Annotated in this window: 22 protein-coding genes, 3 tRNA genes and 1 pseudogene; 16 read left to right on the top strand and 10 right to left on the bottom strand. The window is 32.4% G+C overall.

Features of this window, described 5'->3' with window-relative positions; genetic code table 11:
- Positions 1 to 117: 117 nt before the first annotated feature.
- From LNQ81_RS08465 to LNQ81_RS08445, 5 genes are all read left to right on the top strand, one after another.
- Positions 118 to 489 carry a hypothetical protein gene (locus LNQ81_RS08465; protein ID WP_229945882.1) on the top strand — a complete coding sequence of 124 codons (372 nt, stop codon included), beginning with the start codon at positions 118 to 120 and terminating at the stop codon, positions 487 to 489.
- A gap of 148 nt (positions 490 to 637) precedes the next feature.
- Positions 638 to 723, top strand: a tRNA-Leu gene (locus tag LNQ81_RS08460).
- Between the two features lie 191 nt (positions 724 to 914).
- Positions 915 to 1,000 (top strand) — tRNA-Leu (locus LNQ81_RS08455).
- Positions 1,001 to 1,554: 554 nt separating this feature from the next.
- A complete protein-coding gene (locus LNQ81_RS08450) occupies positions 1,555 to 2,910 on the top strand; it encodes a DUF6138 family protein (RefSeq protein WP_229945880.1) in 1,356 nt (451 codons plus the stop codon).
- Positions 2,911 to 3,173: 263 nt separating this feature from the next.
- Positions 3,174 to 3,259 (top strand) — tRNA-Leu (locus LNQ81_RS08445).
- A 742-nt stretch (positions 3,260 to 4,001) separates the two neighbouring features.
- On the opposite strand, the pseudogene LNQ81_RS08440 reads toward LNQ81_RS08445, so the two are convergent.
- Both LNQ81_RS08440 and LNQ81_RS08435 read right to left on the bottom strand, forming a co-directional pair.
- Positions 4,002 to 4,784: pseudogene (locus tag LNQ81_RS08440) on the bottom strand (recombinase family protein); the annotation flags it as partial.
- Positions 4,785 to 4,844: 60 nt separating this feature from the next.
- Complete coding sequence (locus LNQ81_RS08435; protein ID WP_229945879.1) at positions 4,845 to 5,006, bottom strand: hypothetical protein; 162 nt, start codon at positions 5,004 to 5,006, stop codon at positions 4,845 to 4,847.
- Between the two features lie 209 nt (positions 5,007 to 5,215).
- Between LNQ81_RS08435 and LNQ81_RS08430 the strand changes: the two genes are divergently transcribed.
- Complete coding sequence (locus LNQ81_RS08430) at positions 5,216 to 5,611, top strand: helix-turn-helix domain-containing protein (protein ID WP_229945877.1); 396 nt, start codon at positions 5,216 to 5,218, stop codon at positions 5,609 to 5,611.
- Between the two features lie 87 nt (positions 5,612 to 5,698).
- Positions 5,699 to 6,016 carry a DUF6922 domain-containing protein gene (locus LNQ81_RS08425; RefSeq protein WP_229945875.1) on the top strand — a complete coding sequence of 106 codons (318 nt, stop codon included), beginning with the start codon at positions 5,699 to 5,701 and terminating at the stop codon, positions 6,014 to 6,016.
- 289 nt (positions 6,017 to 6,305) lie between these two features.
- Here the strand turns inward: LNQ81_RS08425 and LNQ81_RS08420 are convergent, their stop codons facing one another.
- Positions 6,306 to 6,761 (bottom strand): hypothetical protein, encoded by a 456-nt coding sequence (locus tag LNQ81_RS08420; protein ID WP_229945874.1) that lies wholly within the window; start codon positions 6,759 to 6,761, stop codon positions 6,306 to 6,308.
- Between the two features lie 757 nt (positions 6,762 to 7,518).
- On the opposite strand from LNQ81_RS08420, the gene gapS4a reads away from it, so the two are divergent.
- From gapS4a to LNQ81_RS08400, 4 genes are all read left to right on the top strand, one after another.
- The gene (gene gapS4a / locus LNQ81_RS08415) at positions 7,519 to 8,454 is read left to right on the top strand and encodes a GapS4a family protein (RefSeq protein ID WP_229945872.1); all 936 of its coding nucleotides are present in this window, start codon (positions 7,519 to 7,521) and stop codon (positions 8,452 to 8,454) included.
- Between the two features lie 4 nt (positions 8,455 to 8,458).
- Positions 8,459 to 9,571: a GapS4b family protein gene (gapS4b, locus tag LNQ81_RS08410; protein WP_229945870.1), complete on the top strand. Its 1,113-nt coding sequence runs from the start codon at positions 8,459 to 8,461 to the stop codon at positions 9,569 to 9,571.
- A gap of 69 nt (positions 9,572 to 9,640) precedes the next feature.
- A complete protein-coding gene (locus tag LNQ81_RS08405; RefSeq protein WP_229945869.1) occupies positions 9,641 to 11,311 on the top strand; it encodes a hypothetical protein in 1,671 nt (556 codons plus the stop codon).
- Positions 11,312 to 11,529: 218 nt separating this feature from the next.
- Positions 11,530 to 12,447 (top strand): RES domain-containing protein, encoded by a 918-nt coding sequence (locus tag LNQ81_RS08400; protein WP_229945867.1) that lies wholly within the window; start codon positions 11,530 to 11,532, stop codon positions 12,445 to 12,447.
- A gap of 432 nt (positions 12,448 to 12,879) precedes the next feature.
- Here LNQ81_RS08400 and LNQ81_RS08395 read toward each other — a convergent pair whose 3' ends face one another.
- The 3 genes from LNQ81_RS08395 to LNQ81_RS08385 are packed head-to-tail and all read right to left on the bottom strand — an operon-like array spanning position 12,880 to position 16,875.
- Entirely contained in the window at positions 12,880 to 14,475 is a 1,596-nt protein-coding gene (locus LNQ81_RS08395; RefSeq protein WP_229945865.1) for an MFS transporter, read from the bottom strand.
- On the bottom strand, positions 14,465 to 15,538 hold the full coding sequence (locus LNQ81_RS08390; protein ID WP_229945863.1) for an HlyD family secretion protein: 1,074 nt from the start codon (positions 15,536 to 15,538) through the stop codon (positions 14,465 to 14,467). Before LNQ81_RS08390 ends, LNQ81_RS08395 begins: the two co-directional genes overlap by 11 nt.
- Positions 15,538 to 16,875, bottom strand: coding sequence for a TolC family protein (locus LNQ81_RS08385; protein WP_229945861.1), 1,338 nt, complete (start codon positions 16,873 to 16,875; stop codon positions 15,538 to 15,540). The genes LNQ81_RS08390 and LNQ81_RS08385 overlap by 1 nt, the downstream gene beginning before the upstream one ends.
- Positions 16,876 to 17,005: 130 nt before the next feature.
- Here LNQ81_RS08385 and LNQ81_RS08380 point away from each other — a divergent pair, with 130 nt between their 5' ends.
- Complete coding sequence (locus tag LNQ81_RS08380) at positions 17,006 to 17,794, top strand: AraC family transcriptional regulator (RefSeq protein ID WP_229945860.1); 789 nt, start codon at positions 17,006 to 17,008, stop codon at positions 17,792 to 17,794.
- An 84-nt stretch (positions 17,795 to 17,878) separates the two neighbouring features.
- Here the strand turns inward: LNQ81_RS08380 and LNQ81_RS08375 are convergent, their stop codons facing one another.
- Entirely contained in the window at positions 17,879 to 18,826 is a 948-nt protein-coding gene (locus LNQ81_RS08375; RefSeq protein WP_229945858.1) for a hypothetical protein, read from the bottom strand.
- Positions 18,827 to 19,088: 262 nt separating this feature from the next.
- Here LNQ81_RS08375 and LNQ81_RS08370 point away from each other — a divergent pair, with 262 nt between their 5' ends.
- The 4 genes from LNQ81_RS08370 (at position 19,089) to LNQ81_RS08355 (ending at position 22,357) form a co-directional block, all read left to right on the top strand.
- Positions 19,089 to 19,421: a hypothetical protein gene (locus LNQ81_RS08370; RefSeq protein WP_229945857.1), complete on the top strand. Its 333-nt coding sequence runs from the start codon at positions 19,089 to 19,091 to the stop codon at positions 19,419 to 19,421.
- A gap of 37 nt (positions 19,422 to 19,458) precedes the next feature.
- Positions 19,459 to 21,198 carry a tetratricopeptide repeat-containing sensor histidine kinase gene (locus LNQ81_RS08365; protein ID WP_229945855.1) on the top strand — a complete coding sequence of 580 codons (1,740 nt, stop codon included), beginning with the start codon at positions 19,459 to 19,461 and terminating at the stop codon, positions 21,196 to 21,198.
- Positions 21,191 to 21,862, top strand: coding sequence for a response regulator transcription factor (locus LNQ81_RS08360; RefSeq protein ID WP_229945851.1), 672 nt, complete (start codon positions 21,191 to 21,193; stop codon positions 21,860 to 21,862). The genes LNQ81_RS08365 and LNQ81_RS08360 overlap by 8 nt, the downstream gene beginning before the upstream one ends.
- Positions 21,863 to 22,018: 156 nt before the next feature.
- Positions 22,019 to 22,357: a hypothetical protein gene (locus tag LNQ81_RS08355; RefSeq protein WP_229945850.1), complete on the top strand. Its 339-nt coding sequence runs from the start codon at positions 22,019 to 22,021 to the stop codon at positions 22,355 to 22,357.
- A 37-nt stretch (positions 22,358 to 22,394) separates the two neighbouring features.
- Here LNQ81_RS08355 and clpX read toward each other — a convergent pair whose 3' ends face one another.
- The 3 genes from clpX to tig all read right to left on the bottom strand — a co-directional run bounded on the left by clpX (position 22,395) and on the right by tig (position 25,713).
- Positions 22,395 to 23,636, bottom strand: a complete 1,242-nt coding sequence (gene clpX / locus LNQ81_RS08350) for an ATP-dependent Clp protease ATP-binding subunit ClpX (RefSeq protein ID WP_229945848.1) — start codon at positions 23,634 to 23,636, stop codon at positions 22,395 to 22,397.
- Positions 23,637 to 23,639: 3 nt separating this feature from the next.
- Positions 23,640 to 24,299 (bottom strand): ATP-dependent Clp endopeptidase proteolytic subunit ClpP, encoded by a 660-nt coding sequence (gene clpP, locus LNQ81_RS08345; RefSeq protein WP_121964890.1) that lies wholly within the window; start codon positions 24,297 to 24,299, stop codon positions 23,640 to 23,642.
- 91 nt (positions 24,300 to 24,390) lie between these two features.
- Positions 24,391 to 25,713 carry a trigger factor gene (gene tig, locus LNQ81_RS08340; protein ID WP_229945847.1) on the bottom strand — a complete coding sequence of 441 codons (1,323 nt, stop codon included), beginning with the start codon at positions 25,711 to 25,713 and terminating at the stop codon, positions 24,391 to 24,393.
- Positions 25,714 to 25,785 lie beyond the last annotated feature (72 nt).

Below are 25,785 nucleotides of genomic sequence, written 5' to 3'. Positions count from 1 at the left end.
TAGTCATATAGCGTAATTTAAATCTGTTTTAGGTTCACATAGTGTTCACATCACATGGTTTAACATACTTATATGTCTATTGCGCAGTTCGGGTGTAATTTTTGTTTCTTAAATGATATGAGTGCATTCGTAATTAGTTTAAAAGATAACGGAAAGTATAAGTACACTTTTGAGCACAGAAGAGGTAAGACTCTTATGACTAGTGTAGAATACCCTAGTGTAGAAGCTGTACAAGCAAATATTCAATTCCTCAGAACCAACTTCGATTCTTTAAACTTCATCAAATTTAAAACACCTGCAGGCAAACATTTCTTTAGACTAGCCATAGATAAAAAAATATACGCTAACAGCAGAAGATTCACCACTGAACTAAGATTTGAGAAAGCTATAGGAGAGATTTCTTCTAACTTCTCTAATGCCGAAATTCTTGATCTTTCATTTGATATATTTGGTGATTTTCCCTCAGAGGACATCTTTAACGCTGAATAGGTCTAGGTCTTACAAACACTAAGAAACTGATTAACAACAGCTAGTCATTTTTATTCAAAATAAACAAACAAAACACTTGCCTAATAAATAAAAAAGACGCTATATTTGCATACGCAACCACGATAAGTGTGCGGTCAATGCCAATTGAGCTCGAGTGGTGGAAGTGGTAGACACGCTGGACTTAAAATCCAGTGGGTAGTAATGCCCGTGCGGGTTCAAGTCCCGCCTCGAGTACTAAACGGGAGAATTGAATTTTTTGTTCATTTCTCCCGTTTTTATTTTTAGCTATCTCATTATTTATCAATAAGATAGAGGATCTATAAATTATTTTATAAAAAAACAGTCTACTCCTATTGCGAGATAAAAAAATAAACTCTACTTTTGCCATCGCAATACAGAAGTAGTATTGCGGTCTACATCAAGACGCTCGAGTGGTGGAAGTGGTAGACACGCTGGACTTAAAATCCAGTGGGTAGTAATGCCCGTGCGGGTTCAAGTCCCGCCTCGAGTACAGAGAAATCCTAAGTTAACGCTTAGGATTTTTTTTTGACATAAATTCTCGTTCTATTGTTATCATATCACAGCGTAATCTAGGATCAACGTCAGTTGATCGCTCCCTAAACTTTCAATTAAAAATCGCAATTTGCACTCATATAAGAATTTCTATTCTAGTAGAAATCAAAGATCCTATCCCATAAGGATTAACTATTTTTTTTCCAAATTCCTAAAAAACCTATCTTATTACCACCTCCATTCTATGAAGTTGCTATCTGGCTTCATATGATAGCATATTGACAGCATCGTGTGTCTATAGTGAGTCCATTAAAAAGCCTTTTTTAATGGACTCACTTATGAAGTAGAATTAGCTCGTAGTATTTGACTATCGCTTATTTTGGGTTAAAGTTACAGCCTATACAGCCCTAAGTAATTGGTTATACATTGCTTTTATCTCTTTCTTCTTATCACCACTACAGAAAATAAATCTTGTCTCTCCTCTATTAGAGACTCTAGAAATAACAGTATCTTTCAATCCGTAAAAACACGATAACACTTAGCATTATAAATATGGCTAGAGAATTAGACTACTTAGTAAAAATAGAAGGTAATGAAGCATTACTTGACCGCTTTATAGACGCAATCAATAACGACAAATGTACTGTCGCTACTGACTATCCTAATCCTTATGTATTAGACACAGGAGAACGATTTCTGAACAGTAAGATCATAGACTACTTCTTTAAAACTACTCCTTTCACCGAAGATACTTATATCGCATTCTTTGAGAAAATGAGAATACTTAGTGGATTCAATAGTTATAGCTATACTTTAGGTGTTAGATTAAAAGATTTAATAGCCACAACTTTTACTAATATTAAAAAATTCGGTAGTAGGCTGGCGATAGACCCCTCTACAACGAATCCCCCTACTCTTTCTCTATATGAAGACGAACTTCTACGTGTATTATGCTATTTAGCTATTGGACACATTAAGTATGATGATAGCCATGCAATTGTTACTGCTGATGAATATTTTAAATTAGCAGAGAAACTTGGCTCTAAAAGAGTACAAGAACTATATGAAAAAGGAACTTGTACTATATCGGAAGAAATAACACATTACCAAGATAATCAAATAACTTTCTTTGCAAATGATGTAACTGCTGTCATCACAATAGAGGTGCAAGATGATAAAGAAGATACTTACAGAAAAGTATTAACGCTAATCAATACGTTATTCAAACATGACTTCCCTAAGAGCTTTGCTATCGAATTTATAGGACCTAATCTAAAAGACTTAGGTATAGAAAACCTCCCTATATGTGGTCAACACTATTTATTCGCCACAGCAATACAGTATGAATCACTTCATCCTTTAATGATTAACTACATTAATACAGTAATGATTAAATGGAAATGGTACGAGAATATAGATGAGGAATTTACTATGATGCCTTCTACTTTTGCAGTTATGTCATTAGCACTATATGACAGACGTTACTTTGATATACTAATCAAATACTATCGCACTGTGGATGACGAACACCAAAGTACCCATCAGCACTTCACACTGCCTTTCCTAGAGAAATATGGTATAGATGCGGATAGTATAAAAGTCTTTATTCAAGGAACTCAATCTATGCAAGAACAACCTCATCTAGCAGCATATACACCTTACTTCACTTCTATAGAAAACCTGAAGTTATTACTAGAAAGTAAAGAGAACTTTGCTGACTATTATTTCACGGATGAGGATAAAGAAGATTATGGTGATGAAGAGGAAATAGCCGAAATGGAAGAATACTGCTGGGATTATGTGATGTACACTATCTATGGAACAGAAGACGACTACGCTACAGTAACCAAGGATTGGGATGCAGAGGCATTAGCTTTATTCGAACAACTAACTCAAAAAAAGAATTAACTAATGCAGATAGTTTAATAAACATAGCTGTTATAATGTAAACACCCATTATATCGTTACATAAAACTGTATTTAAGAAATGTAGATAAATATTTATTAGATAATTGCTAAAAAAGACACTTAATAACTCTCTATTAATCAACATATAATAAATCAAGTTGCTTTTTTAAGTCAAAAAACAAGATTTAGTTATTGTAGAATAAAATATATCGCCTATATTTGCACTCGCAATACAGAAGTAGTATTGAGGTCTACATCAAGACGCTCGAGTGGTGGAAGTGGTAGACACGCTGGACTTAAAATCCAGTGGGTAGTAATGCCCGTGCGGGTTCAAGTCCCGCCTCGAGTACTAAACGGGAGAATTGAATTTTTTGTTCATTTCTCCCGTTTTTATTTTTAGCTATTTCATTATTTATCAATAAGATAGACCTTATTAAAACATTTATTCTATCGGTTCGATATACCTCTCCATCAAAAACTACTTTCTCAGGAAAGATTGAACCTATTATTCTTCTTTTCATTGATATATCTGCCTGAGTGTAGAGTGTACCAATGTTTGCAACTACTTCTATTGCTTTGTTCAATATTTTATTAATATCAATCTTTACTTTGCTATTCTCCTTCATTAATTGTGTTTCTAACAATTCAAGTTCTGCTTTATTCAATTTTTTGATTTCAAGATAATCATCATCATCAAGTGTTCCACTTAATAATTTTGTCCTTGCTGTACTAAGCTGAGCGTTTAGTCTTTCTATCTCGTTTAATAGTGTTTTCTTTTTATCAATTGGATTCTTTAGCATCTTGTTATAGGTATCTAACAAATGTTTCTTTAAACGGGTTAAAAATGCTTCGTTTAATTGTAATTGATTTAATCCCTCTTCAAATAGTAAGTTTGCTTTGCTTGCACTATGTCTAAATCCACAAGAACCTATACAGTGATAGTAATAATAACTATTGTTTCTACCCTTTGATAAACTACCTGTTAGGTTTCTACTACACTTAGGGCAAACTAAAAAGCCTCTTAGTGGTAAATTTGCATCTGATAGTACTTTTGTATTTGGTAGTTCCTTTCTTACTTTTCCATCTAACACCTCTTGAACTTTATCAAACAATTCTGTTGTGATTAATGCTTCGTGTAGTCCATCGACAAAGTGAGCCTCTTCATCCTTGTGTTTAGGTATAAATATTTTTCCACAATATAAAGGATTGCGAATCGCTACGTGAAAAGCACTCTTACTAAGGCTACGAGGACTAAACTTATTCATCTCTAAGCGTATCTGATTAGCTGCTAATAGCCCCTTGGCGATTTCTTCAAAAGCCCAAACTAATGCTTTAGCTTCCAATTCCTTTATAGCGATATACTTTGTTCCATCCTCTTTACTCCTGTTTATATATCCAAAAGGTGCTTTTCCCATCAACCTTCCTTCCCTCTTAGCTCGTCTCATACCATGGTATACATTAAGTGCTCTACGGTCATTCTCTACCTCTGGAGCCGCTAAATATATTGCAAGCATAATCTTGTTTTCAGGAATAGATAAATCTAAAGGTTGTTCAATAGCTTGTAATTCTACACCTAATTTTGTTAGTTCACTAAGCATTTGATACGCATCGCCAGCGTTACGACTAAACCGATCCCACTTAGTAAATAACAATAAGTTGGTTTGATTAGTTCGTTTACGCAAGTTTTTCATTAATGTAATCCAAGATGGACGATTAAAACTTTTCGCTGAATGATCCTCTAAGATAACTTTGCCTACTTGAATATCGTTTGATTGGCAAAAGCGTCGCAATCGCTCTTCTTGATCTCTTAGTGAATAACCTTTATCAGCTTGCTCATCCGTTGAAACACGGATATACAAATCTGCTATTTTCATAGGTTGATTATTTAATTTAACACAATTATTTGGTTGGGAGTGTATAAATATACAAATAACTCACTCTATATCAAAGTATTCCTTAAAAACAAAGTGTGTTATTGTGTACATAAAATCCAATACAATAGCTGTTTCTTCTTCTGTTAAATCTATTCCCTCTTTCTTAAAGTAAGTCCTACCCTCTTCTATTGGAATTTTTGGAATTTCTAGTTTTGTTGTCATAATATAGCCTTTTACTGAAAAATAGCCAGTGTATTATCTCAGTAAGATTCTTTGGCAATCATTGGTTGTACTTGGTGTTATACTGTATCATGATTTCAACAACAATTCGAATTAAATTTCTATTCTTACAGGATATTTTATAACTTTACCTTTCAATCTTTTTTAATCTTTGGCTTTCTTTTGAGCCTTCTTAATTCTGCTAATCAATTATGGAACATAAAATACATCAAGGAAGAAACATAAAGCGTTTTAGAGAAATGCTTGGAATCAAACAAGAAGTTCTTGCTTTTGACTTAGGAGAAGATTGGAATCAAAAGAAGATATCTGTTTTAGAACAGAAAGAGGTAATTGATAATTCTCTACTACAACAGATTTCTAAGGTACTTAACATACCTGTTGAAGCATTTGAGAATTTTGATGAACAGCAAGCGATTAATATGATATCTAATTCTGTCTCATTTGAAAATTGTCAACAACCTTCTTTTTTTAATTATCAGCCAAATTTCAATCCTATTGATAAAATGATAGAATTATATGAGCGTATGTTGCAACAACAAAAAGAAATGATTGAAAAATTAGAGAAGATAATAGAAGATAAAAAATAACATTACTCTAAGATATTATAAAAGCTTAATCTTTCGATTAGGCTTTTTTTCATACATTAATTCACTTTAAATCAGTATATTTAAAGTATGACAAAAAAGAAGCAATTAACAGATATTTCAACTTTAGGAACTCAATTATTTTGGGATACTGATATAAATAATCTTGATTATCAGAAAGCTTATATTCCCATTATAGCACGTGTAATTGAACGTGGAGATCAGAGTGAGGTAGATGAAATCATTCGACTATACGGCAGAGAAAAAGTTCTTCTTACAATATGCAAGGAGATTAAATTCTTACCGAATTATGCTATTGAAAGAGCTATTGCGTTTTTTCCAGAGCTTAGAAAAGAAGATATGCTTTGTTATCAAAACAGAAAAGGCAAATCCTATCATTGGATATAAACTATAAAAAAAGGTAGAATTACAATGGATGGTATTCTACCTTTTTTTGCTTAATACATTATCTTAAATAATCATCTTACCAATTTTGCGACCTTCGGGAGAAAAACGAATGGTCTTTGTTCCGATGCAAATTTCCAATTTGTAAGGACAAAGACACATCTCGATAATTAAGGACGTTAGTTCATTGCGGTTAATAACTTCAAAAAATCTCTTTTATAAGACAATAGAAAAATATTTCTTAACTTAATTTGTAGAATTATCTATTTTAAGGGAACCAATAGATTCACTTTTATAACTTAAACCATTTTGAGCGATAAACCTTTCTATGTGTGTCATAAACTCGACCTCTTAATTTTGAAACACCAGCCTTTTTTAACTCTTTCTCTAAATCATCATACGGTAAATCATACACAAACTTTTCCCCAGGTTCCAAACAGATAGGGAATTTTTTTATAACATCAGTTCGAAGAAGGTTAAGATATTTTTTACCCTCAAAATTTTCATTACTTTGAAAACTTGGTTGTTCAATAAATCTTTTATTTTTTCCAATATTAACAACGCAAACTTCTAAAAATAATTCTGTTTTGCCTAACATTCCATTACCAAATACAAATGTGCGAGAAGTAGTCGTCATAGATACTTTTAATTTTCCAACACGATCGTAATAAAACTCATATAATCTCCAAGCGAATACTACTGTTGAGATTATAGCTGCGTAAATTGAAATTAATAGTTTGAAATCCATAGAATATTTTTATATACCGAACACTTTTAACTAAATATCTTATTATAAGTTTATTTCGCTAAATTACTTAAAATGTCCTATAAATAATCATATTACATTTTAATATTTAATGTTTGTTTTTATAAGATGATATATGGGAGCTCTGTACAGTCATAGCTACGATTTTACGTTTGTCTTACCAATACATTGATTGCTTAGACAGACAACCAGAGATTTAAATTCATTATTAAAAGCACGTCTTTTAAGACTCTAGTTGGCCTTAACAAATATGCTTATGAATAGCATTTACATTATAAAAAACATATTGTAAATAAATCGATAAAGTTATCGAAAAGATCACAGCAAGTTATGTTTTGAGGCACTCGAAATTGAGATTCGAGCTTTCAAAACTACTTGCTCTTGCAGAGAGCTGGAAAACTACTCCGAAGTCGATAGTTTTTAGTCGAAATAGTAGATAGACTCAAAATATTGAGGAGTTTACGGATTTCCGTAATAGAATTATAAAAAATTTTAATATGTTTGACTTGATAACTATTTCGCTACCCATATTTTAAAAAGATATCTTTTATTTGGATAGTTTCGCTAACCGTAATAAATTAGCCTATTAAGTATTTAATTTACAAAAAACTAAGTATATTAACAGCGTGTTATCCGAAATATGCATATAGGTGTTATTTTACGAAACTACATCGTGTTTTGTTTCGTAAAGAAATAATGTCATAGACAATTACATCAAACAAAACTTTACTAAAAACTTATGGGAGAATGGTCTAAATCAATTGGAGAAAAAGGAGAAAAAATTGTAAAATTTATATTTGAAGAAATACTAAATTACAATTCACTTCAAGAGAATAACTCAATAAATTGCAATAAAGGAACAAAGCATAAAGACGCTTCTGCAAAAAACAATAAAACAACACATGGAATTGATGGATTAGTTACTTATAAATCTCCGTTAGAAGATTACACTTTAGATATTGGTGTTATTTCTTCAAAATATGTAGCTGATGAATATCCTAAATATCCTTCTACTCTTTTTAAATCTCATATTAAAGATTTAGCTTACACATTGGAATGTTTTAATTATTCCAAAGAGAAAAGCAACCTAAACCAAAGTTTTACTGGAGTTAATAAAACCGACATTTTTGGTATCTTGGTTTGGTTATCAAATAAAAGTCCAATAAACTATGATTTATCAGCTGTTGTATCGAAAGTTCAAATTGATAACGATTTAGTTTTTGACAAAATATTACTTTTAGATAATAATAGAGTTAACTTTTTATACGAAAGTATTTTTAGAACTAAAGAAAATTTTGGTGTTTCAAATGTTGATTTTGTATACCATAATTCTGGATTAAACTTCGCATCAATACATGAATATTCATTCGGAAAAACGTTTCCTTTGCACTATCTATATTCAGATATTATTCCTTTAAGAATTCAAAATGGAAAAGACATTGAATTCAGAATTTTCATTAATGATGATTATTCTGAAGAACAATTTTCTCAAATTCTAATATTTGCAAAAACTTTTGATCATCTTAATTCTACAGATAGAACTGTTTTATATTTTAAGACGTATGATTATTTAATAAACGACAATTCAATTAAACAAACTTTATCAAATTTTCCAACATACACTTTAGATGAAAATTTATTAGTAAGAAAATTCCCATCTGACTTTAGAAATTAAGAATATGAATAAAGATATACTTCCTCAAGGCGACGCTATTAGACAATTACTTGTTAAATCAAATATAACAAATGCAAACATAAATTCATTACTAAGGGAAAAAGGTATTTTCTTAGGACAGAATCAGAAAAACAACTCTGTTCCTTTAATAATGAAAAGTATCATTAGTCCAAAAGACTTTTTAGAATTGTATGAAACTCAAAAAACTAAAGAAGAAACTGTAAAATATAGAACTTCATCCATTAATTGTAAAATTGATTTCGACTTTCAAGAAGTAATAGGAAATAATATCGATATTAATTCATTAATAAAAGATCGCCATACATATAAACCTAATTATTCTGTAGTTGGTAATCCTAATTTTTATTTCGAAGATGAATTTACAGCAATTTTTGAATATCAAATTGAGAGAGAAAATGTTTTAAGTGATTGGACGAATAACAAAACATATCACAAAGGCGCAGTTACATTAAAAAAAACGTCTGATAACGATATACAAATTTCGGTACAGCAAGACTCAACATCTAAAGAAACATTTGAAGTAAATAACATAATATTAAGTGCTTTAAAAGAGCAAATGTTCACAAAGTCAATCATTAAATCAAATGACGATATTATTTCTGTAAAATTTAATCATTTTGACAACTCTTCAAGAATAAAGTTTTTTTACTCATTAACTAGTAATTTCACCATTTATCTTGATTTCAAATCGATTACAGATATAGACTTATATCTTGATGAAGATATTGAATCTCATAAAGATGTAAAATTGTTTTTAGATGAAATAGATAATTTAAAACTTAACGGGAAAGAGTTACAAAATCATGTACTTATCTACAAGGAAGAATATTATCCAAAACTAATTTTCGGAGCTGTTAAATTTAGATATGCACTATCTTTTAATGGCATAGAAGGAAGTGTGGTTGTAACTCTTGGATTTCCGGATTATGTAAAATCAAAAGACGAAAATGCAGATTTTCAAATGTCAATTGAATTAATTCTTGGTCGTGAATATAAAAATCAAAGTACAGAAAATAAAATCAGAAAAAAACTTCTCGAATTCTTTGAAAAGAAAAAAGTAGAAAGTTATAATAAATTCAAAATTTCACTAAATTGAAACTTTTACTTTCAATTCCTGCCACATTGCAAAACCCAAGCACGTTATCTGCAAAATTAAAACAAACTTATGCCCATATATGTTACACCAGAGAGAAGATTAATTGCATGGTATAAAAAAAATACCATCGAAAAATATCGTCCAATAATTTCAGAAAAATTATTAACAGATTATGGAAGAGGTCCTTTTGACGAAGGTCAAATTAACAAAATCTTATTTTTTACTCTTAATTGGTATCAACAAAAATTTATCGAAGTCCTACAAAAGGAAGATGAATTAACATTCTATCAAGGATTATTTTTATTACATGAATTCTCATGCCTTTTTCAACAAGAAAATCCTAACGTATCACCTATAAAAGAATTAGACAATAAGACATTTGCTGTATATCGAAGGATTTTAAAATTATGTTTAGAACAAGCTTGTGATTTTAAATTAGTTTCTGGCAATCCAAGTTCAAAAGATTACTTAAAGGAAAAAGAAGATATAATTGATGAATTACTTTATTTAGGAGATTTTATTTTTTCTTGTTCAAATTTATTAGCAGAACAACATTTAATCGAAGATTGTGTAGACCTAAAATTTACTCCCGAAAATCAATTTTATTTTGATCACAAACATCACTATGGTTTTTTGATTACAGAATTAATGAATTCTTTCAACAATCATATAAACATGATTGTTACGGGAGAAAATGATTTTGAAGACTTTAAGACAGCTTTAAAGGACTGTTTAGGTGTAGAATATGACGCAGCAATTGGAACAATACAAGCTATTCATCAACATTTCGAAAGCGGTAAATTTACGTTAGATGAATGGTTTATTTATCCAACAAACCTAAATCATTTGTATGGAACTTCATACGATAAAGCTTATACTTTTTTTAAAGGGCTAACACTTTCAAAAGAAAACAAAATGTCTTTAGAAGAATCTGTATATAAACCACATAATATAAATAAGTATCTATACCGTCCATTTTTAATCTGGAATGTAGACGGAAAAGATTTGACATTTGTAGGTGATTGTTCTTTTATAGAAAGCATTAATTCTCTTACTACAAATGCATTTGGTTGGAATAAATATCCTATTGAATGGGCAAATTCTTGTTTCAAAGAATTTATAAAAAATAAAGTTATGTATAATGATAAAATTCTAGAAGATGAGGCAGAAAAACTATTAATCGAGAATAATATAATATTTGATAGAAACGTTACTCATTTAAAAAAATGGAATGGACAAAACATCAATATTCACAACGAAAATTGCGGAGAAATAGATTTCCTTTTCATTCACAATGAAAAAATTTTCATTGCAGATAGTAAGCATCAAATCGCTCGCTTCGACATGAATAATTTCAAGAATGACTATGCATATTTCGAAACTAATAAAAAGTCCTATAACAAAACCATTAGAAGAAAATTAGATTATTTATCATTAAAAATTCAAGATGTTCAAGAACATTTCCAAGTTCTTACTAAGAACAAAGATTTAGAAATTGACACCTTTTCATTAGAGGGAATATTTATTATCAACACACCTACATTTATAATGTATAATAATGAATATAGAATATACACATTAAAAACTTTTAAAGACATTCTTGAAAATACATTTGTAGACGAAACTTATACTTTAATAATTGATGAGGGACATAATCAAAAATTTCTAAATATAAATTATCCATACTTTAAAAAACCAAACTATAAAGTTCTTAATTTTGATTTAGAAGAAGAAATATAACAAAACTATCAGATATGACAACGAATTTAAGCAATGACTAGTTCCTATTAAGATAGTAGTTAAATATATTTTATGTAAAAGTTCATTATATTAATTTTTTTCTTAAAATTAACCAATTAAAAGACTTTTACTTTTTGTGGTTTTAAATTGAAATTTTTATTCTCAATTTACCCTCTTTTGCAAAGCCTAGTCATACTTAACAATAATGATATCAATCTATGTCTACACAAGAAAAAGCGCTAAAAGAAATTATAGCTTATAGAGATCGTCTAGAAGAAATTGAATATGAAGATATTAAGACACTAATTAAAGAGTCTATTAGACACATTCCAATCGCATTGGCTAAACTACATAAAAATGCAATGATTGATAGAGTAAGACTAAACAATGGCAAACCATTCTTTACTTCAGAAAATGAGCTTTCATATATTACAGATGAAGAAGTTATTAATACACATCTAACAGAATTTGGTAGAGCTAATAAACCACATCAACCACTTTTTTATGGAGCACTAATGAGTGAAAAAATAAGAGAGAACAGAATGACTGCTTATGCAGAAACTTCGACTTTACTTAGAGACACCGAATCTGTAAATCTGGAAGGAGAATTATTTACTTTAAGTAGATGGAAAACTAATCAAGAACTTATTGTTCCTGAAATTGTTTTTAGTGAAGAAGCTATTACGGCTAATCCACAAATAGAAGCATCTTTTCGGAAATACTACAACGATTTAATGATAGAACCAATGCGAGAATTAGCTTTAAGACAATTACAATTATTTAGTCAAGAATTCGCAAGAAAAATTCGTTCTCATCATGACTATAAAATTGCAGTAGCCTATGCCGATTTACTAATGACTGAAGGAGATTATCCAGGTATTCTATATCCTAGTGTACAAACAGGCTACCAAGGACAGAATTTAGTTTTACGCCCAGACATTGTTGATAAACATCTTGTTTTAACAAGTGTATCAACACATAGAGTACATAAAAATAAACTCAACTCAACAATGGCTAATTATTATCATACCCAGAATTTTGGAGAAAATAATTCGAATTTTGTTTGGGATTTAGGTGAATGTGATGAGGATTATTTAATAAAAAAGTGGTCTAATCAAGTTGAAAAAGAAAATTAATTTCTGCTAACACTATATTGATGAAATACACATTTTAGAGATAAACCTAAAATTCTCTTTTATCACCAAATCAATTATTAAATAGTATATTATGCTTCATAAGCAAAGGATTTCAACCACAGTTTAAACCTTTCCGAATAAGGTGCTCAACACAATTTAAAAAGCATAGAGAGTAAAAGAGGCAACCCCTCTTTCTCTCATGATAAAATAAAAAACCTACATCTTGATTTTAGATGTAGGTTTTTTATTTTGTCTCATTCTTGAAACAATTCCTGAAAACGTTCGACATCTTCAATAAAATTGTTCGATATTTGTCCCCTAGGGAGTACAAGAAAATCGTAAGTTAACGCTTAGGATTTTTTTTTGGAGTGAACTTTAAAAAAGCAGCAGAGCATCTGCATACCCTGCTGCTAAAGAAAGAAAATATAAAAACTAAAAAGGCGATACGGTTCTTGATTTTAAGTAAACCCACGTTTTACTTAAATAGGGAGTGAAGATCACTAAGATGACGATTATTAATAATAGCCAACTCAGTATCTCGAAGTAGTCCATCGCGTACCTCAGCTCTATTTGTTTGCCGAGGTCAGATAATAACATCTTCTCACTGGCTTTCTCCGCTGGTGTGTGTAATAATCCCCTGCTCTGTAGCTTTGCGGCATTCTGAACGAGCTTACCTTGCAAGATGGGGTTAGACCAATTTAGGTAATCTGCAAAGCGATTTAAATGTTGCTTAGAGCTATATAGATTATAATAATTCATAATCGCAATACTACATGTATATCCGAAATAGCGCACTCCTAAACACACTGCCGCAGCAGATGCTCCAAGAGATACAGGTACAGATGCCACGCAGTAGATAATAGTCGGTACCATCAGTAAGCCCACACCTATCCCCTGACAAAACAACAAAGCGTAGTAATCATCTGGATTAGCAGTAGGTGCAAACTGCATATACATTCCGATGTGAAATAAGAACAAACAGATAAAGCCTAAACTCCATATAAAGCGAATAGGGCGACGTTTGATTAGCCACACACACGCAATGATTACTCCTAAAACAAGCCCTATTAGATTAAACACATTAAGGTAAGAGAGGTGTCTGGGGTCTAAGCGAAGTGAATTGACAAAATGTACATTCGTAATCCCTGAGGCAAAACGACAGATATATAAGATGAATAGTAGGAACAGTCCTATCTTAAAGTTGCGATACTTCCATACATGCCAATTGATATAAGGCCGCTTCAAATATTTCTGACGCCATATAAATACAGCAAGTGTAACCAATATCCCTAAGCCTGCTAATCGGATATCACTATCTTCAAACCAATAATACTGTTGCCCATAAATAGTGATATAACCAAACAGCACTACCGCTACAGAAAACAACACAAAGCTCTCCCAATCTAAGCTATACAATGGCAACTTGCGATTTAGACGGACGAAGCGCATTGTCAGCATAATGAGTATTAACCCTGGTATAAAAGAGAACGAGGCTACTTTATACAAAAAGGAATAGTCATACTGATCTACTAAATCTGAAGTAATCAATTGGTTAAAAGGGGTAGCACAGATTAAGATCCCATAGAAACAAGAGAAACTAATCTCTCGCGCTTTTGAACTCTCAAGGCGGGCATATAGTGTCGAAATAGACAGATTAACGGTACTGGCAAACAACATCCCTTGCAAAAAACGGATAGGAAATACAATACAGAGTGCCTGCACATTATACAAGACAATACACCCTATGATTTGCAATACATTAAAGATAATAAAGTATTCTTTCGTCGCTAAGAATGTAAAGAAACGACGTTCTAAACTATAGAACGCCACAAAGCCTGCATAGAGTAGCGATACGGAAAACTGTATGTCTCGTGGATCACACCCAAAGTACCCTGTCGCTGCTGTAGCATTAGCAGCAGGCAGGAAAAAAAGGACGATACTCGGCATTAAAAGTACAAAAAGAATGACATGTATCATCCACTCTGGAATCCAATCAACGAATAACTGAGAGGCTTCGTTATTTTGCATTAGTTTGTTTTTTAGCGATAAAGGCATTGACATTCATCCCTGCTTTTAATAACTCTTCTGATTCGGTAGGAGATGTAATCTCTATACGAACTGGGATACGCTGTACGATTTTCACAAAGTTACCTGTGGCATTATCCGGTGGTAATAGAGAGAAGCTCGATCCTGTAGCCGGTGCAATAGAAATAACCTTACCGATAAACTTGGTATCAGGATACGCATCTACCACTACATCTACTTCATTACCCACGTGAATATTGCGAATCTGTGTTTCTTTAAAGTTGGCAATAATCCACTTAGGTGTTTCATCATTTACGATATACGTCAGCACTTGCCCTACCGAAATCATTTGCCCCAAGTCAATACTGCGTTTCCCCATTCTCCCGCGATACGGGGCAGTGATTACAGTATAACCTACATTGAGGTTCTTGTATTTTTCTAATTCTTGTAGGCGTGCTATTTCTTTTGCCACTACGTTTTTTTGAGCTTCAAGATCCGCTATACCTGCTGTGGCAGCTCTCGCATTCTCTACACTACTTTTATAATCACTCTTCCCAATGTTTAACTGAGCTTGTTTCTCTTCTAGCATTTGCGCTGTAGCCGCATCAGCCTCATATAATTTCTTATATCTGTTGTAATCTAACTCTTGCTGACGATACTTAGATTCACGTCCTTGTATTTGACTTTTGGCAGCCGCTGCAGATTGAGATAGCGTATATTGACGAGCTTCAAGCTCTTTGACTTGTGCATACTGCTTTGCGATTTCGGCAGAAGTAGCCGCTTGATCATAGGTATATTCTCTATTGTCTACGATTAATAGAGTATCCCCTTTATTTACGATTTGGTTTTCTTCAAAACGCACTTCTGTCAAATACCCACCTACACGAGAGATAACAGGATTAATATACTCTTGCACCTGTGCATCATTGGTTTGTTCATATTTCAAATAAATCCATAGTGTGCGAATTCCCCAAATACTTCCAACAAAAATAATTAGTAAGGCAAGATAGCGCGTAATACGTGTGATTAGGCGGTCAGTAATTTTGATACGAGTTTTAATATCCATTATAATAAGCCTTTAGCGAGTTGAAGAGTATAGTATTTATATATGTTGTCTAATTTTGCAGCTTCTATTTCGAACTGTGTTTGTAAGTGTTGTACATCTGCATCCAATAAATCGGTGAGTAGCGATATCTTATTGAAATATGTACTTTTAATAATCCGTGCATTCTCAGCTGCTTGTATCTTATTCTTAGTACAAACTTCTATCTGCACGAACGACTCTTGATAGCGCAAATAAGCCTGTTGAACCTCTTGTTTTATTTGGTCTTGCACATTTTTATGTTGTAACTCTTCTTTTTCGTGTTCTAAGGCACGACTGCGGACTTTGTGTACATTGTGATAGAGATTAGAGATTGGGAAAGACACTTGCACCCCTATCGTCCCTAAGCTATACCAACTTGGGTTATAGGGATAAAGAAATATCTGCGGGTTCGCCATTGTGAAGTTTCCGATTAATCCGATACTCGGCTTGGTATTCGCTTTTACCTTTTTCTGCTCTATTTCACTTAGTGCCAAATCTTCTTCTGACAACAGATGTTTAAACCCGTGCTCTAAGGCAATCTCTAATGATGTTTCATAAGGCTCTACTGTAGCCATATCGTCAAAAGAATCCTGTGTTTTAATAAAATCTGTATCCTTATACCCCATTAGCAAGACAAGCTTCTGGTTCTCGATCAACATATCATTGTTAATCTGTACCAAGGTCATTTCTCTTTTCGAAATCTCCATTGTAGCACGTAGCACATCACTCTTAAGCACCACACCATTCTTATACAGATGTTCTATTTCTTCCAACTGCTCCTTGTGATCTGTGATATCAGAAGTGATGACTTTCTTAAACTTAGCCAATCTCGCTAATGCTAAATAACTTCTAATAGCTTCAAGGCGTACCTCTGACTTTGTCATATTCGCCATAATACTTGCTTTATTCTCAAGCGTCTTGCGTTCTTCTATTTCAAGATTCTGACGATTGCCACTATACAGATTCAGATACATAGATACCCCAGTATTATAAAGAGTATGGATAACATCGTGTTGTTCTGGCTTATGAAATAACCCATCGGTATAGACAGGGATATTACTTGCTTTCTCAGCACGACCAAAAGCATTAAACACAGGGTATCTCCCTATCTCAGCATCTTTCGTATTCTCACGTCGAATCTCTTGCTCTTTATTTTGAATCAATCCCCTTTTACTATTCAAGTCTGTCTGTTGCCAAACTTCATTAAGTGTTATAGACAGTGTATCCATCTGTGAAATAGAAGGTGACACACGCTGGCAATAACCTGATGTAATACAGCTGGTGAGTACAGCTAAGAGGTGGAATTTTCCCAGTTTCATAAGTGGTTTTTAAAATCGCACAAAAGTAGAGCGAGCACGTTATACCTTGTACTTCTTAAATAGTCAACTTTTTATCCAAAACAGACAAAATCATTGTACTTTTGCTTACTAAATAATTTTAAAGTCCTCAATGAGAATCATCGATTCCTTAGAGTTTATCGACAGTAATGAAGACGGTGTCTTTATCACACACGAAAAATCAACCAAACGATATCCCTTACACCAACACCAAAAAGGGCAACTTACCTATGTGGAAGGAGGTATTACATACGTCACTGTAGATAGTATCACCTATGTCGTACCTGCTAAATATTTCTTTTGGATCCCAAAAGAGGTGCCTCATATATTGAGATTGAGCCATTCGGCTACAGTCTTACATTCGTTGTATTATTACACACTCGATGATGATAAAGATCCCTTTTATACTAAATTAGGTATCTATGGAGCATCAGATTTATTGATAGAGATGATTGGGTATACAGCCTGTTGGCACGATCAGATGGTAGATCAGAATACTCCTAATTTTGTGTTTTTACAAGCGTTAAAGAATATCTTACCTACATTTATAGATAAGAATATGCAATTACAATTGCCGTTTAGTGATAATCCGCGTATGATTAAAATTACGGATTACTTAGATGTACACTTCGGACTGCCATTAACCTTAACGGATATAAGTAGTAAGTTTAATATGAGTGAGCGTTCTGTATCACGGTTATTTCAGGCAGAACTACAAATCTCCTTCTTGCAATATTTAAAAACACTGCGTATCGTGAAAGCAATAGAACTTCTGATGAAGACGGAACACTCAGTAAGCGAAATAGCGAATGCAGTAGGATATGTAACGTTGGGATCTTTTAGCAATACCTTTTATGAATTTACAGGTATGCGTCCTTTAGAAATGAGGAGGAATAGGTAGAAATATATCTGAATCAATCAGAATAATCGGAATCTATATAAAAAGAGGCTAGACAGTACTATTACTATCTAACCTCTTTTTTGATTACTTACAGCTAGGATAAATATATTTATTTAAATGATACTGAGTAATCGGTTTTAAGGGTTTACCAAGTGTAGGATGTACTCCTGTGCCGGGACTACTAAAGTACTCGTGTTGGTTATCTCCTGTTTTCACAAACCATACTTGCGGTTTATTCTTTTTAAAGAAGACTGTATTACAGTCAACAGTGATTTGTTTAAAGTTTTCTAATACACTTTTATCATAGGGTACAGGCTCACTATTTGTACCTGCGAAGCTCTGTATAGTAGCTTCTCCACAGTCATAAGCCACATATTTATCATCCTCCCACTTCATACATTTATCAGTAGATAGTGTATTACTAATTACTACTCCCCCTCCTATCATTAGGACTATACTAGCTACTATCGCTAATAGCTTATTCTTCGACTTTTTCTTTTCTGGTGTAGTGATTGGTGTTTGAGGTTCAGTAAACGACTGAAGCGGTGGTGTATCCTCTACAATAGTCTTTTCTTCTACTGTCTCTTTATTCTCCTCAACAATAGGGGGTGCGGGTGCTATAGGCTCCTCTACTAAACTATCATCATCTATGTCTAAACCGCTTTTTCTAAACTTATTATATGGACGTAACTCATAGTCATACATTACAGCCATCATCTCAATAACAGCGTGGTTCTTAGTTGTTGTCGTCTTTCCGTTTAAGAAGTTCTGTATCGGTTTGCACTTATCAATATCTACGTTTTGAATAACAGTTTTAAGCCCATCCAAATCAGTAGCGTGACTCTTAAAAAAAGTATTAAGCACCTGTAGGTCATCCTTAGAAAGAGTATTCCCTTGACATAGCCTCAAACAGTAATCTCTTATTTGTGCTGGTGAGGGCGGTATTAATAAAGTGTATTTAGGAGCATGTTTAACAGCTTCGATATGCTTTTTTAAACATGCTATATAATCATCGTTCGTTAGTATGGTCATAATTACAATTCAATGTAAAACGGAATTATCAGAATCATCGGAATCATCAGAATTACAACACATTAACCTCATCCAGTCGGCATTCCTTTGTCCTGTCGAAAATCAGATATGTGTTGTGATGTTTCAAAAGTACGAAACATTTATATGGGTTGCTTACTCGTGAGATTAAAATAACAAGGAAGCCATTTTATGTCATGATAAACAACTCGCTTCCCTCAACATCTATTACTGCCTTTCGCATCTAACATAATATATAAATAAGATGAAAAAATCAGTACAAGTAGCTATGCTATTAGGCGTAATCACCTTATCAATGGTAAGCTGTGATAAAGATGATAACCAACTTCAGATAAAGAAAGAGGTTAAAGCGAATGGAGTCGATGAGCAAGAAGTAGATCACGATTGGGGATATCCGCCTATTAAACCTCCCAAAATAAACAACCGTTTAAATAGTAACTACAATGAACAGGAAAGTCTTGATTGGGGATATCCACCTATTAAACCTCCCAAAATAAACAAACATTTAAACAGTAACTACAGCGAACAAGAAAGTCTCGACTGGGGATATCCGCCTATTAAACCTCCGAAAAAATAATAACCTAGACATCAAATAAAAATCCTAAATTCGAAGAATGAAAAGAACTTTACTCCCTTTTAATTCTTCGAATTTCTTATGGATAATTATTTTCTCCTTTTTAGTATACTCTTGTGATAATAATGATACTAAGGCGATTGATTTAAAGAAATCAGACAGAGCATATAACTATCAACAAAAAGCTGATAGTCTTTATCAATTAAATCAATTAGACAGCGCTTATAACTACTATTTAAAATCCAATCAACAATTTCAACTACTTACTAAAACAGAAAGTGTTACATATAATAACTTAAGAATTTCAACAATATATTTGATCATTGGTGATCCAAATAGTGCACAAGAAATTATCACAAAAGAATTGTCTAACATAGATAATATGGATAATTCTTTTAAAGTTTACTTATATAATCTACTTTCACATAGTTATGCTGAAACAGAAGATTTTGATTTAGCTTTAAAATATTATAACTACTCATTAGACCTAGCTAATAATACTATTGAAAAAGCGATTTTACAAAACAATATAGCTACGATTTATATAAATCTAAAAGATTATTCTAAAGCAATTACTATACTCAAAGACATAACTTCTTCTAATGCCTTTAAAGACTTAAAAAAAGAACAAGCAAGAAGTTTAAACAACTTAGGTAAAGCACTCTATTTACAAGATAAAACACAGGGTTTAAAAGAACTTAAAGAAGCCTTGGTTATAAGACTAGATAATGTCAATCAAGATGATATCTACAAAAGTTACATTAATTTATCTGAATACTATACCTTAAACAAAGATTATCAATCTGCACAAGATTATGCACTAAAAGCATATCAAATTTCAAAAGACTTTAAAAGCAAAAAAGATAGACTTACAGCCTTAGAATACTTAATCAAATCTAGTGTTACTAAACCAACTCAATACTACGTTGATTACATCGAATTGTCTAAACTAATCGCTAAAGAAATTCAGCAAGCGAAAAATCAATTCGCTAAAATTCGTTATGACTTCGAACAACACGAAAAAGAAAACATTAAACTAAAGCTTGACTTACAGCATAGTGAGCTAATGATCACTAGACGTAATAATGTACTACTAGTTACCTTCACTTCACTTCTTTTAGGCGCTGTACTTATCTCTTTTATCTACAGAAAAATAAAATATAAACACCGCCTTGATAAAATACAGCAGGCTTATCTTACTGAAACAAAGATTGCTAAGAAGATACACGATGAATTAGCTAATGATGTATTTAATACACTGACGTATACCCAAAACTTCACGTTAGACACCTCTGAGACTAGAAGTCGTCTAGTGGCAGACTTAGAAAGCATCTATAAAAAAGCGAGAAACATATCACTCCAGCATAGCTCTATAGCTACTGACGGAACATTCTCTATTCACTTAACGAACTTATTTAATGAGTATAATACTCCTGACTGTCAAGTAATAATAACAGGGCTAGAAAACTTTGATTTTAACCATCTAGATAAAAATCAAAAGATTACAATCTATAGGGTAATACAAGAGTTGTTAGTAAATATGAAAAAACACAGTATGGCGACTATTGTGGTGTTTAAATTTAGTGAAGAGAATAATTATTTTAAAATATTTTACTCTGATAACGGCGTAGGAATCATACAAGAGAAGATTAAATCTAAAAATGGGCTTCTAAATGTGGAAAACCGTATTACAAATATTGGAGGAGCTTTTATATTTGATCACGAAAACCAATTAGGTGTGAAATACAACATCCAATTACCAAAGAAAAACTATGTTTAAAAAGATATTAGTGGTTGAAGATTATGACAGTATCAATGATGGTATAGTTAAAGCTTTATCCGAAAACACAAAAGCAGAAATATACAGTACGAAGTATTGTGACGACGCTTGGTTAAAAATACAAGGTGCAGAAAAGAATGTCGCTCCGTTTGATTTAATTATTTCTGATCTTTCTTTTGTAGAAGATTACAGAGAGACAAAGCTAAAAGGAGGTGCTGATCTGATTAAAATAGTTCGCGAACACAATACGGACATTAAGATAATCGTTTACTCTATAGAGAATAGATATATTGAAGTTACTGATTTGATTGATCATTTAAAAGTAAATGCTTATATCAGTAAAGGTAGAAATAGTATAAAAGAATTACTCTCTGCTATTACTTATATAAGTGAAGAAGGAAATCCTCTTTATCTATCTCCAGATATTAAAGAAGTAAAGGACAATCCTTCAGCGCACATCTTACACGATGAAGATTTACTTATCCTGAAGTATCTTTCTGAAGGGTTATCACAAAGCGATATAAGTATCAAACTTAAAGAAGATGACCTAACTATATCAAGTACTAGTAGTATAGAGAAAAGAATAAGTAAACTTAGAGCTTCATTTAATGCGAAGAATACAACGCATTTAGTCAGCATTGCAAAAGATATGGGAATCATCTAATACCCTATTTCTTCAAGTCTGTCATATTAAGAATGGACTCCTAGTACATAGTTGTCAATAAATATTTTAACATAAAAATGCACTAAATGAGGTTTTCCGTAAAACACTATCAACAATAGCTTATAACTTAGCTCTTTTATTAGTTATAAAATATTTATGCAGAAGTATATTTACGTATTAGTAACTGTTTTTTTTACATTATTTTCGGGTTGCAATCAAGGGCAAGCTACACTTGTTGAAAAGACAAAAGAAAACAAAGAATATCAAATCGAAATAGACTCTATATTATCTATTTACGACACACACGCTAATATATACAACGAATTATATCTAAAAGCACTCTACGGCGATAAAACAGCACTTAAATCATATTCAGATCTTATGTTAGAGGTCAATGTCTTAGATAACAAATTAGAATACCTTATTAGTCAGAAAAAAATAGCATCCAATCAACTCAAAAAATATATGAACTTGAAAAAGAAGTTTATGCAATAAAAAAGAGGCTGTCTTGTTAGGCAGCCTCTTTTCTTCTTTATGATGCAACTTCTAATCGTTGCAGTAAATTCTTATTTAATGCGTGAACAGTATAGTCTCTATCCACATTAAGTTCCTTTATTTCATCCTGACTAGGTAATTCATACATAGCATCAGTTAGAATAGCTTCACATAATGATCTTAATCCACGTGCACCAAGTCTATACTCAAGAGCTTTATCTACAATGTAGTCTAAAGCTTCATCTGTAATTGTAAACTTGATACCATCCATCTCAAACAATTTTTCATATTGTTTAATCAAGGCATTTTTAGGTTCTGTTAAGATAGCACGTAAAGTAACTTTATCTAACGGGTCCATATGTGTTAATACAGGTAGTCTTCCTATAATCTCAGGGATTAACCCGAAATCTTTAATATCTTTAGGAATGATGTACTGCATTAAGTTAGTGCGATCTACTAATTCTCCCTCTACTGTAGACTTATAACCTACAGCTTGCATATTTAAACGCTTAGAGATGATTCTCTCGATACCATCAAACGCTCCACCTGCCACGAAAAGAATATTCTTCGTATTCACTTCGATAAACTTCTGATCTGGGTGCTTTCTTCCTCCCTTAGGTGGAACATTCACAACGCTTCCTTCGAGTAGTTTTAATAACGCCTGTTGAACACCTTCACCAGATACATCACGTGTTATAGATGGATTATCACTCTTACGAGCAATCTTATCTATCTCATCGATAAAGATAATCCCTCTCTCTGCTTTCTCTACATCATAATCAGCAGCCTGTAATAACTTTGTCAAAATACCCTCTACATCTTCCCCTACATATCCTGCTTCTGTTAACACAGTTGCATCTACGATAGCTAAAGGCACATTAAGCATTCTAGCGATAGTCTTAGCCACTAAAGTTTTACCAGTACCTGTCTGTCCGACCATAATGATATTACTCTTCTCTATCTCGATATCTTGTTCACTGTCATTCATCTCTTGTAAAAGACGCTTATAGTGATTATATACAGCTACTGACATAACCTTTTTAGTTTGATCCTGTCCTATAACATATTGATCTAGGAAATCTCGAATTTCCATTGGTTTCTTAAGCAATAAATCACTAGAAAGATCCCCTAAGTGTTTTGATTCCTCTTCCTCTAGCACGATTCCATATGCCTGTTCCACACATCTGTCACAGATATGAGCATCTATACCTGCTATAAGAATATTAGTATCAGATTTAGCACGTCCACAGAATGAACATGACATTTCTTCTTTAGCCATAAATTATTTTCTAATTAAAACCTCATCAATCATTCCATACTCCTTAGCTTCCTGAGCAATCATCCAGTAATCACGGTCACTATCATGGTGTACTTTCTCCATAGATTGTCCAGAGTGTTTAGAAATTATTTCATATAATTCTGTTTTTAACTTCATTATTTCACGAGCAGTAATCTCGATATCTGAAGCTTGTCCTTGTGCCCCTCCTAACGGTTGGTGAATCATTACACGAGAGTGTGGTAATGCCGAACGTTTACCTTCAGCTCCAGCACATAACAAAACAGCCCCCATAGATGCAGCCATACCTGTACAGATAGTTGCTACATCTGGTTTGATTAATTGCATTGTGTCATAGATACCTAATCCCGCATACACACCTCCTCCAGGAGAGTTAACGTAGATACTAATATCTTTTTCATTATCTACACTTTCTAAGAATAACAACTGTGCCTGAATAATATTAGCTACATAATCATCAATAGCTGTACCCATAAAAATAATTCTATCCATCATAAGACGTGAAAACACATCCATAGATGCAACATTCATTTGTCTTTCTTCTATGATATAAGGAGTCATGCTACTTACGATTTTATCATAGTACATGCTATTTATCCCTTGATGCTTAGTAGCAAACTTTTGAAACTCTTTACCAAAATCCATATTCTTTTTCAATTTGTTTAATATTCAATAAAAAATAAGCGTCTTTCTTATGACAGAAAGACGCTCAAATATACTTATTTTTTTTCGGATATTATTCTCCGTACATTTCCTTAACGAAATCTTTGTAAGAAACTTCTTTAACTTCAGCTTTTACTTTTTCATTGAATAAAGTTAAAACTTTTTCATTCATAACTTGCTCAGAAATACGTCTTACCTCATCTTGGTTAGTCATTACTCTAGCTACGATATCTTCTACTACTTTAGCTTCTGGTTCTAGTTGACCGAATTGAGCCATCTGATCCTTGATTAATTTAGTAGTATATTCTTTGATCTCAGCGAAGTCTAATTGTAAATCATATTGAGACATTACTTTTCCTTCTACTAATTGGTAACGTAAACCTTTTTCAGATTTAGCATACTCTGCAGCAGCTTCATCAGCTGTCATAGGAGTTTCCCCAGCATCCATTAACCATTTAGTTAAGAAAGCAGCAGGTAATTCGAAAGAAGCGCTTTCTAATAAATGCTCATAAACATCGTTTAAGAACTTTTGATCAGCTTGGCTTGTGAATTGTTTTTCAGCATCTTCTTTGATTTTTTCTTTTAATTGTTCTACAGATGTAACAACACCTTCTCCAAACAATTTGTCGAATAATTCTTGGTTTAATTCAGCTTTTTCAGTTTCGTTGATTTCATTGATAGTAAATACAACATCAACTTCTAATCCATGAACTTTATCGTGTCCTATAGCTAAAACTTCCATTAACTTATGGTCATCTTCGAATAAACCTTTAGTACTTACAGTAACTTGGTCTCCTACTTTTTTACCAATAAATTTCTTTTGGTTAGTTTTAGTTCTGATATCGCTTACAGCGATTTTTACTTCATTGTTGATTCCCTCCTCTTCATTAGTAAAAGTACCTACCATTTCTGATGTCTCTTCTACTAACTCTTTAGAGATCATTTTTCCATATTGTTTTTGGATAAACTCAACTTGCTCATCTAGCATAGCGTCATCAGCTACAACTTTGAACTTTTTGATATTATTTTTACCTTCTAAGTCTAAAGTAAACTCAGGAGCTAATCCTAATTCAAAATCAAATTTTAATACATCTGCATCCCAGTTAATATCACTAGCAACTGGTAATGGATTTCCTAAAATATCTAATTTCTCTTCTGTAAGGTAGTTACCTAATTTCTCTTGTAAAATTTTGTTTACTTCTTCGAACAATACAGCTTTACCATATTGTTTTACGATTAAACTCATTGGAACTGCACCTTTTCTAAATCCTGGAACGTTTGCGTTCTTTCTGTAGTTAGTTAAAACGTTATCTACATTTCCTTGGAAATCTTCTTTAGCAAGCTCGATAGTTACGATTGCATTAAGAGCATCTACGTTATTTCTTGTGATATTCATTTTTGATGTATTTACATATAAAATTGGGTTGCAAAAATATATTATTTTTACAACCCAAACAACTTTTTAAGT

This window comes from Myroides oncorhynchi (assembly GCF_020905415.1).
Lineage (GTDB): Bacteria > Bacteroidota > Bacteroidia > Flavobacteriales > Flavobacteriaceae > Flavobacterium > Flavobacterium oncorhynchi_A.
The sequence above is the reverse complement of the archived record's forward strand: the minus strand, read 5'-3'. Positions and strand labels throughout refer to the sequence as shown.

Excerpts from the sequence above, each read along its gene's own strand:
- LNQ81_RS08465 (WP_229945882.1), top strand. The coding sequence starts at position 118 with ATGAGTGCATTCGTAATTAGTTTAAAAGATAACGGAAAGTATAAGTAC.
- LNQ81_RS08450 (WP_229945880.1), top strand. The coding sequence starts at position 1,555 with ATGGCTAGAGAATTAGACTACTTAGTAAAAATAGAAGGTAATGAAGCA.
- LNQ81_RS08435 (WP_229945879.1), bottom strand. The coding sequence starts at position 5,006 with ATGACAACAAAACTAGAAATTCCAAAAATTCCAATAGAAGAGGGTAGG.
- LNQ81_RS08430 (WP_229945877.1), top strand. The coding sequence starts at position 5,216 with ATGGAACATAAAATACATCAAGGAAGAAACATAAAGCGTTTTAGAGAA.
- LNQ81_RS08425 (WP_229945875.1), top strand. The coding sequence starts at position 5,699 with ATGACAAAAAAGAAGCAATTAACAGATATTTCAACTTTAGGAACTCAA.
- LNQ81_RS08420 (WP_229945874.1), bottom strand. The coding sequence starts at position 6,761 with ATGGATTTCAAACTATTAATTTCAATTTACGCAGCTATAATCTCAACA.
- gapS4a (WP_229945872.1), top strand. The coding sequence starts at position 7,519 with ATGGGAGAATGGTCTAAATCAATTGGAGAAAAAGGAGAAAAAATTGTA.
- gapS4b (WP_229945870.1), top strand. The coding sequence starts at position 8,459 with ATGAATAAAGATATACTTCCTCAAGGCGACGCTATTAGACAATTACTT.
- LNQ81_RS08405 (WP_229945869.1), top strand. The coding sequence starts at position 9,641 with ATGCCCATATATGTTACACCAGAGAGAAGATTAATTGCATGGTATAAA.
- LNQ81_RS08400 (WP_229945867.1), top strand. The coding sequence starts at position 11,530 with ATGTCTACACAAGAAAAAGCGCTAAAAGAAATTATAGCTTATAGAGAT.
- LNQ81_RS08395 (WP_229945865.1), bottom strand. The coding sequence starts at position 14,475 with ATGCAAAATAACGAAGCCTCTCAGTTATTCGTTGATTGGATTCCAGAG.
- LNQ81_RS08390 (WP_229945863.1), bottom strand. The coding sequence starts at position 15,538 with ATGGATATTAAAACTCGTATCAAAATTACTGACCGCCTAATCACACGT.
- LNQ81_RS08385 (WP_229945861.1), bottom strand. The coding sequence starts at position 16,875 with ATGAAACTGGGAAAATTCCACCTCTTAGCTGTACTCACCAGCTGTATT.
- LNQ81_RS08380 (WP_229945860.1), top strand. The coding sequence starts at position 17,006 with ATGAGAATCATCGATTCCTTAGAGTTTATCGACAGTAATGAAGACGGT.
- LNQ81_RS08375 (WP_229945858.1), bottom strand. The coding sequence starts at position 18,826 with ATGACCATACTAACGAACGATGATTATATAGCATGTTTAAAAAAGCAT.
- LNQ81_RS08370 (WP_229945857.1), top strand. The coding sequence starts at position 19,089 with ATGAAAAAATCAGTACAAGTAGCTATGCTATTAGGCGTAATCACCTTA.
- LNQ81_RS08365 (WP_229945855.1), top strand. The coding sequence starts at position 19,459 with ATGAAAAGAACTTTACTCCCTTTTAATTCTTCGAATTTCTTATGGATA.
- LNQ81_RS08360 (WP_229945851.1), top strand. The coding sequence starts at position 21,191 with ATGTTTAAAAAGATATTAGTGGTTGAAGATTATGACAGTATCAATGAT.
- LNQ81_RS08355 (WP_229945850.1), top strand. The coding sequence starts at position 22,019 with ATGCAGAAGTATATTTACGTATTAGTAACTGTTTTTTTTACATTATTT.
- clpX (WP_229945848.1), bottom strand. The coding sequence starts at position 23,636 with ATGGCTAAAGAAGAAATGTCATGTTCATTCTGTGGACGTGCTAAATCT.
- clpP (WP_121964890.1), bottom strand. The coding sequence starts at position 24,299 with ATGGATTTTGGTAAAGAGTTTCAAAAGTTTGCTACTAAGCATCAAGGG.
- tig (WP_229945847.1), bottom strand. The coding sequence starts at position 25,713 with ATGAATATCACAAGAAATAACGTAGATGCTCTTAATGCAATCGTAACT.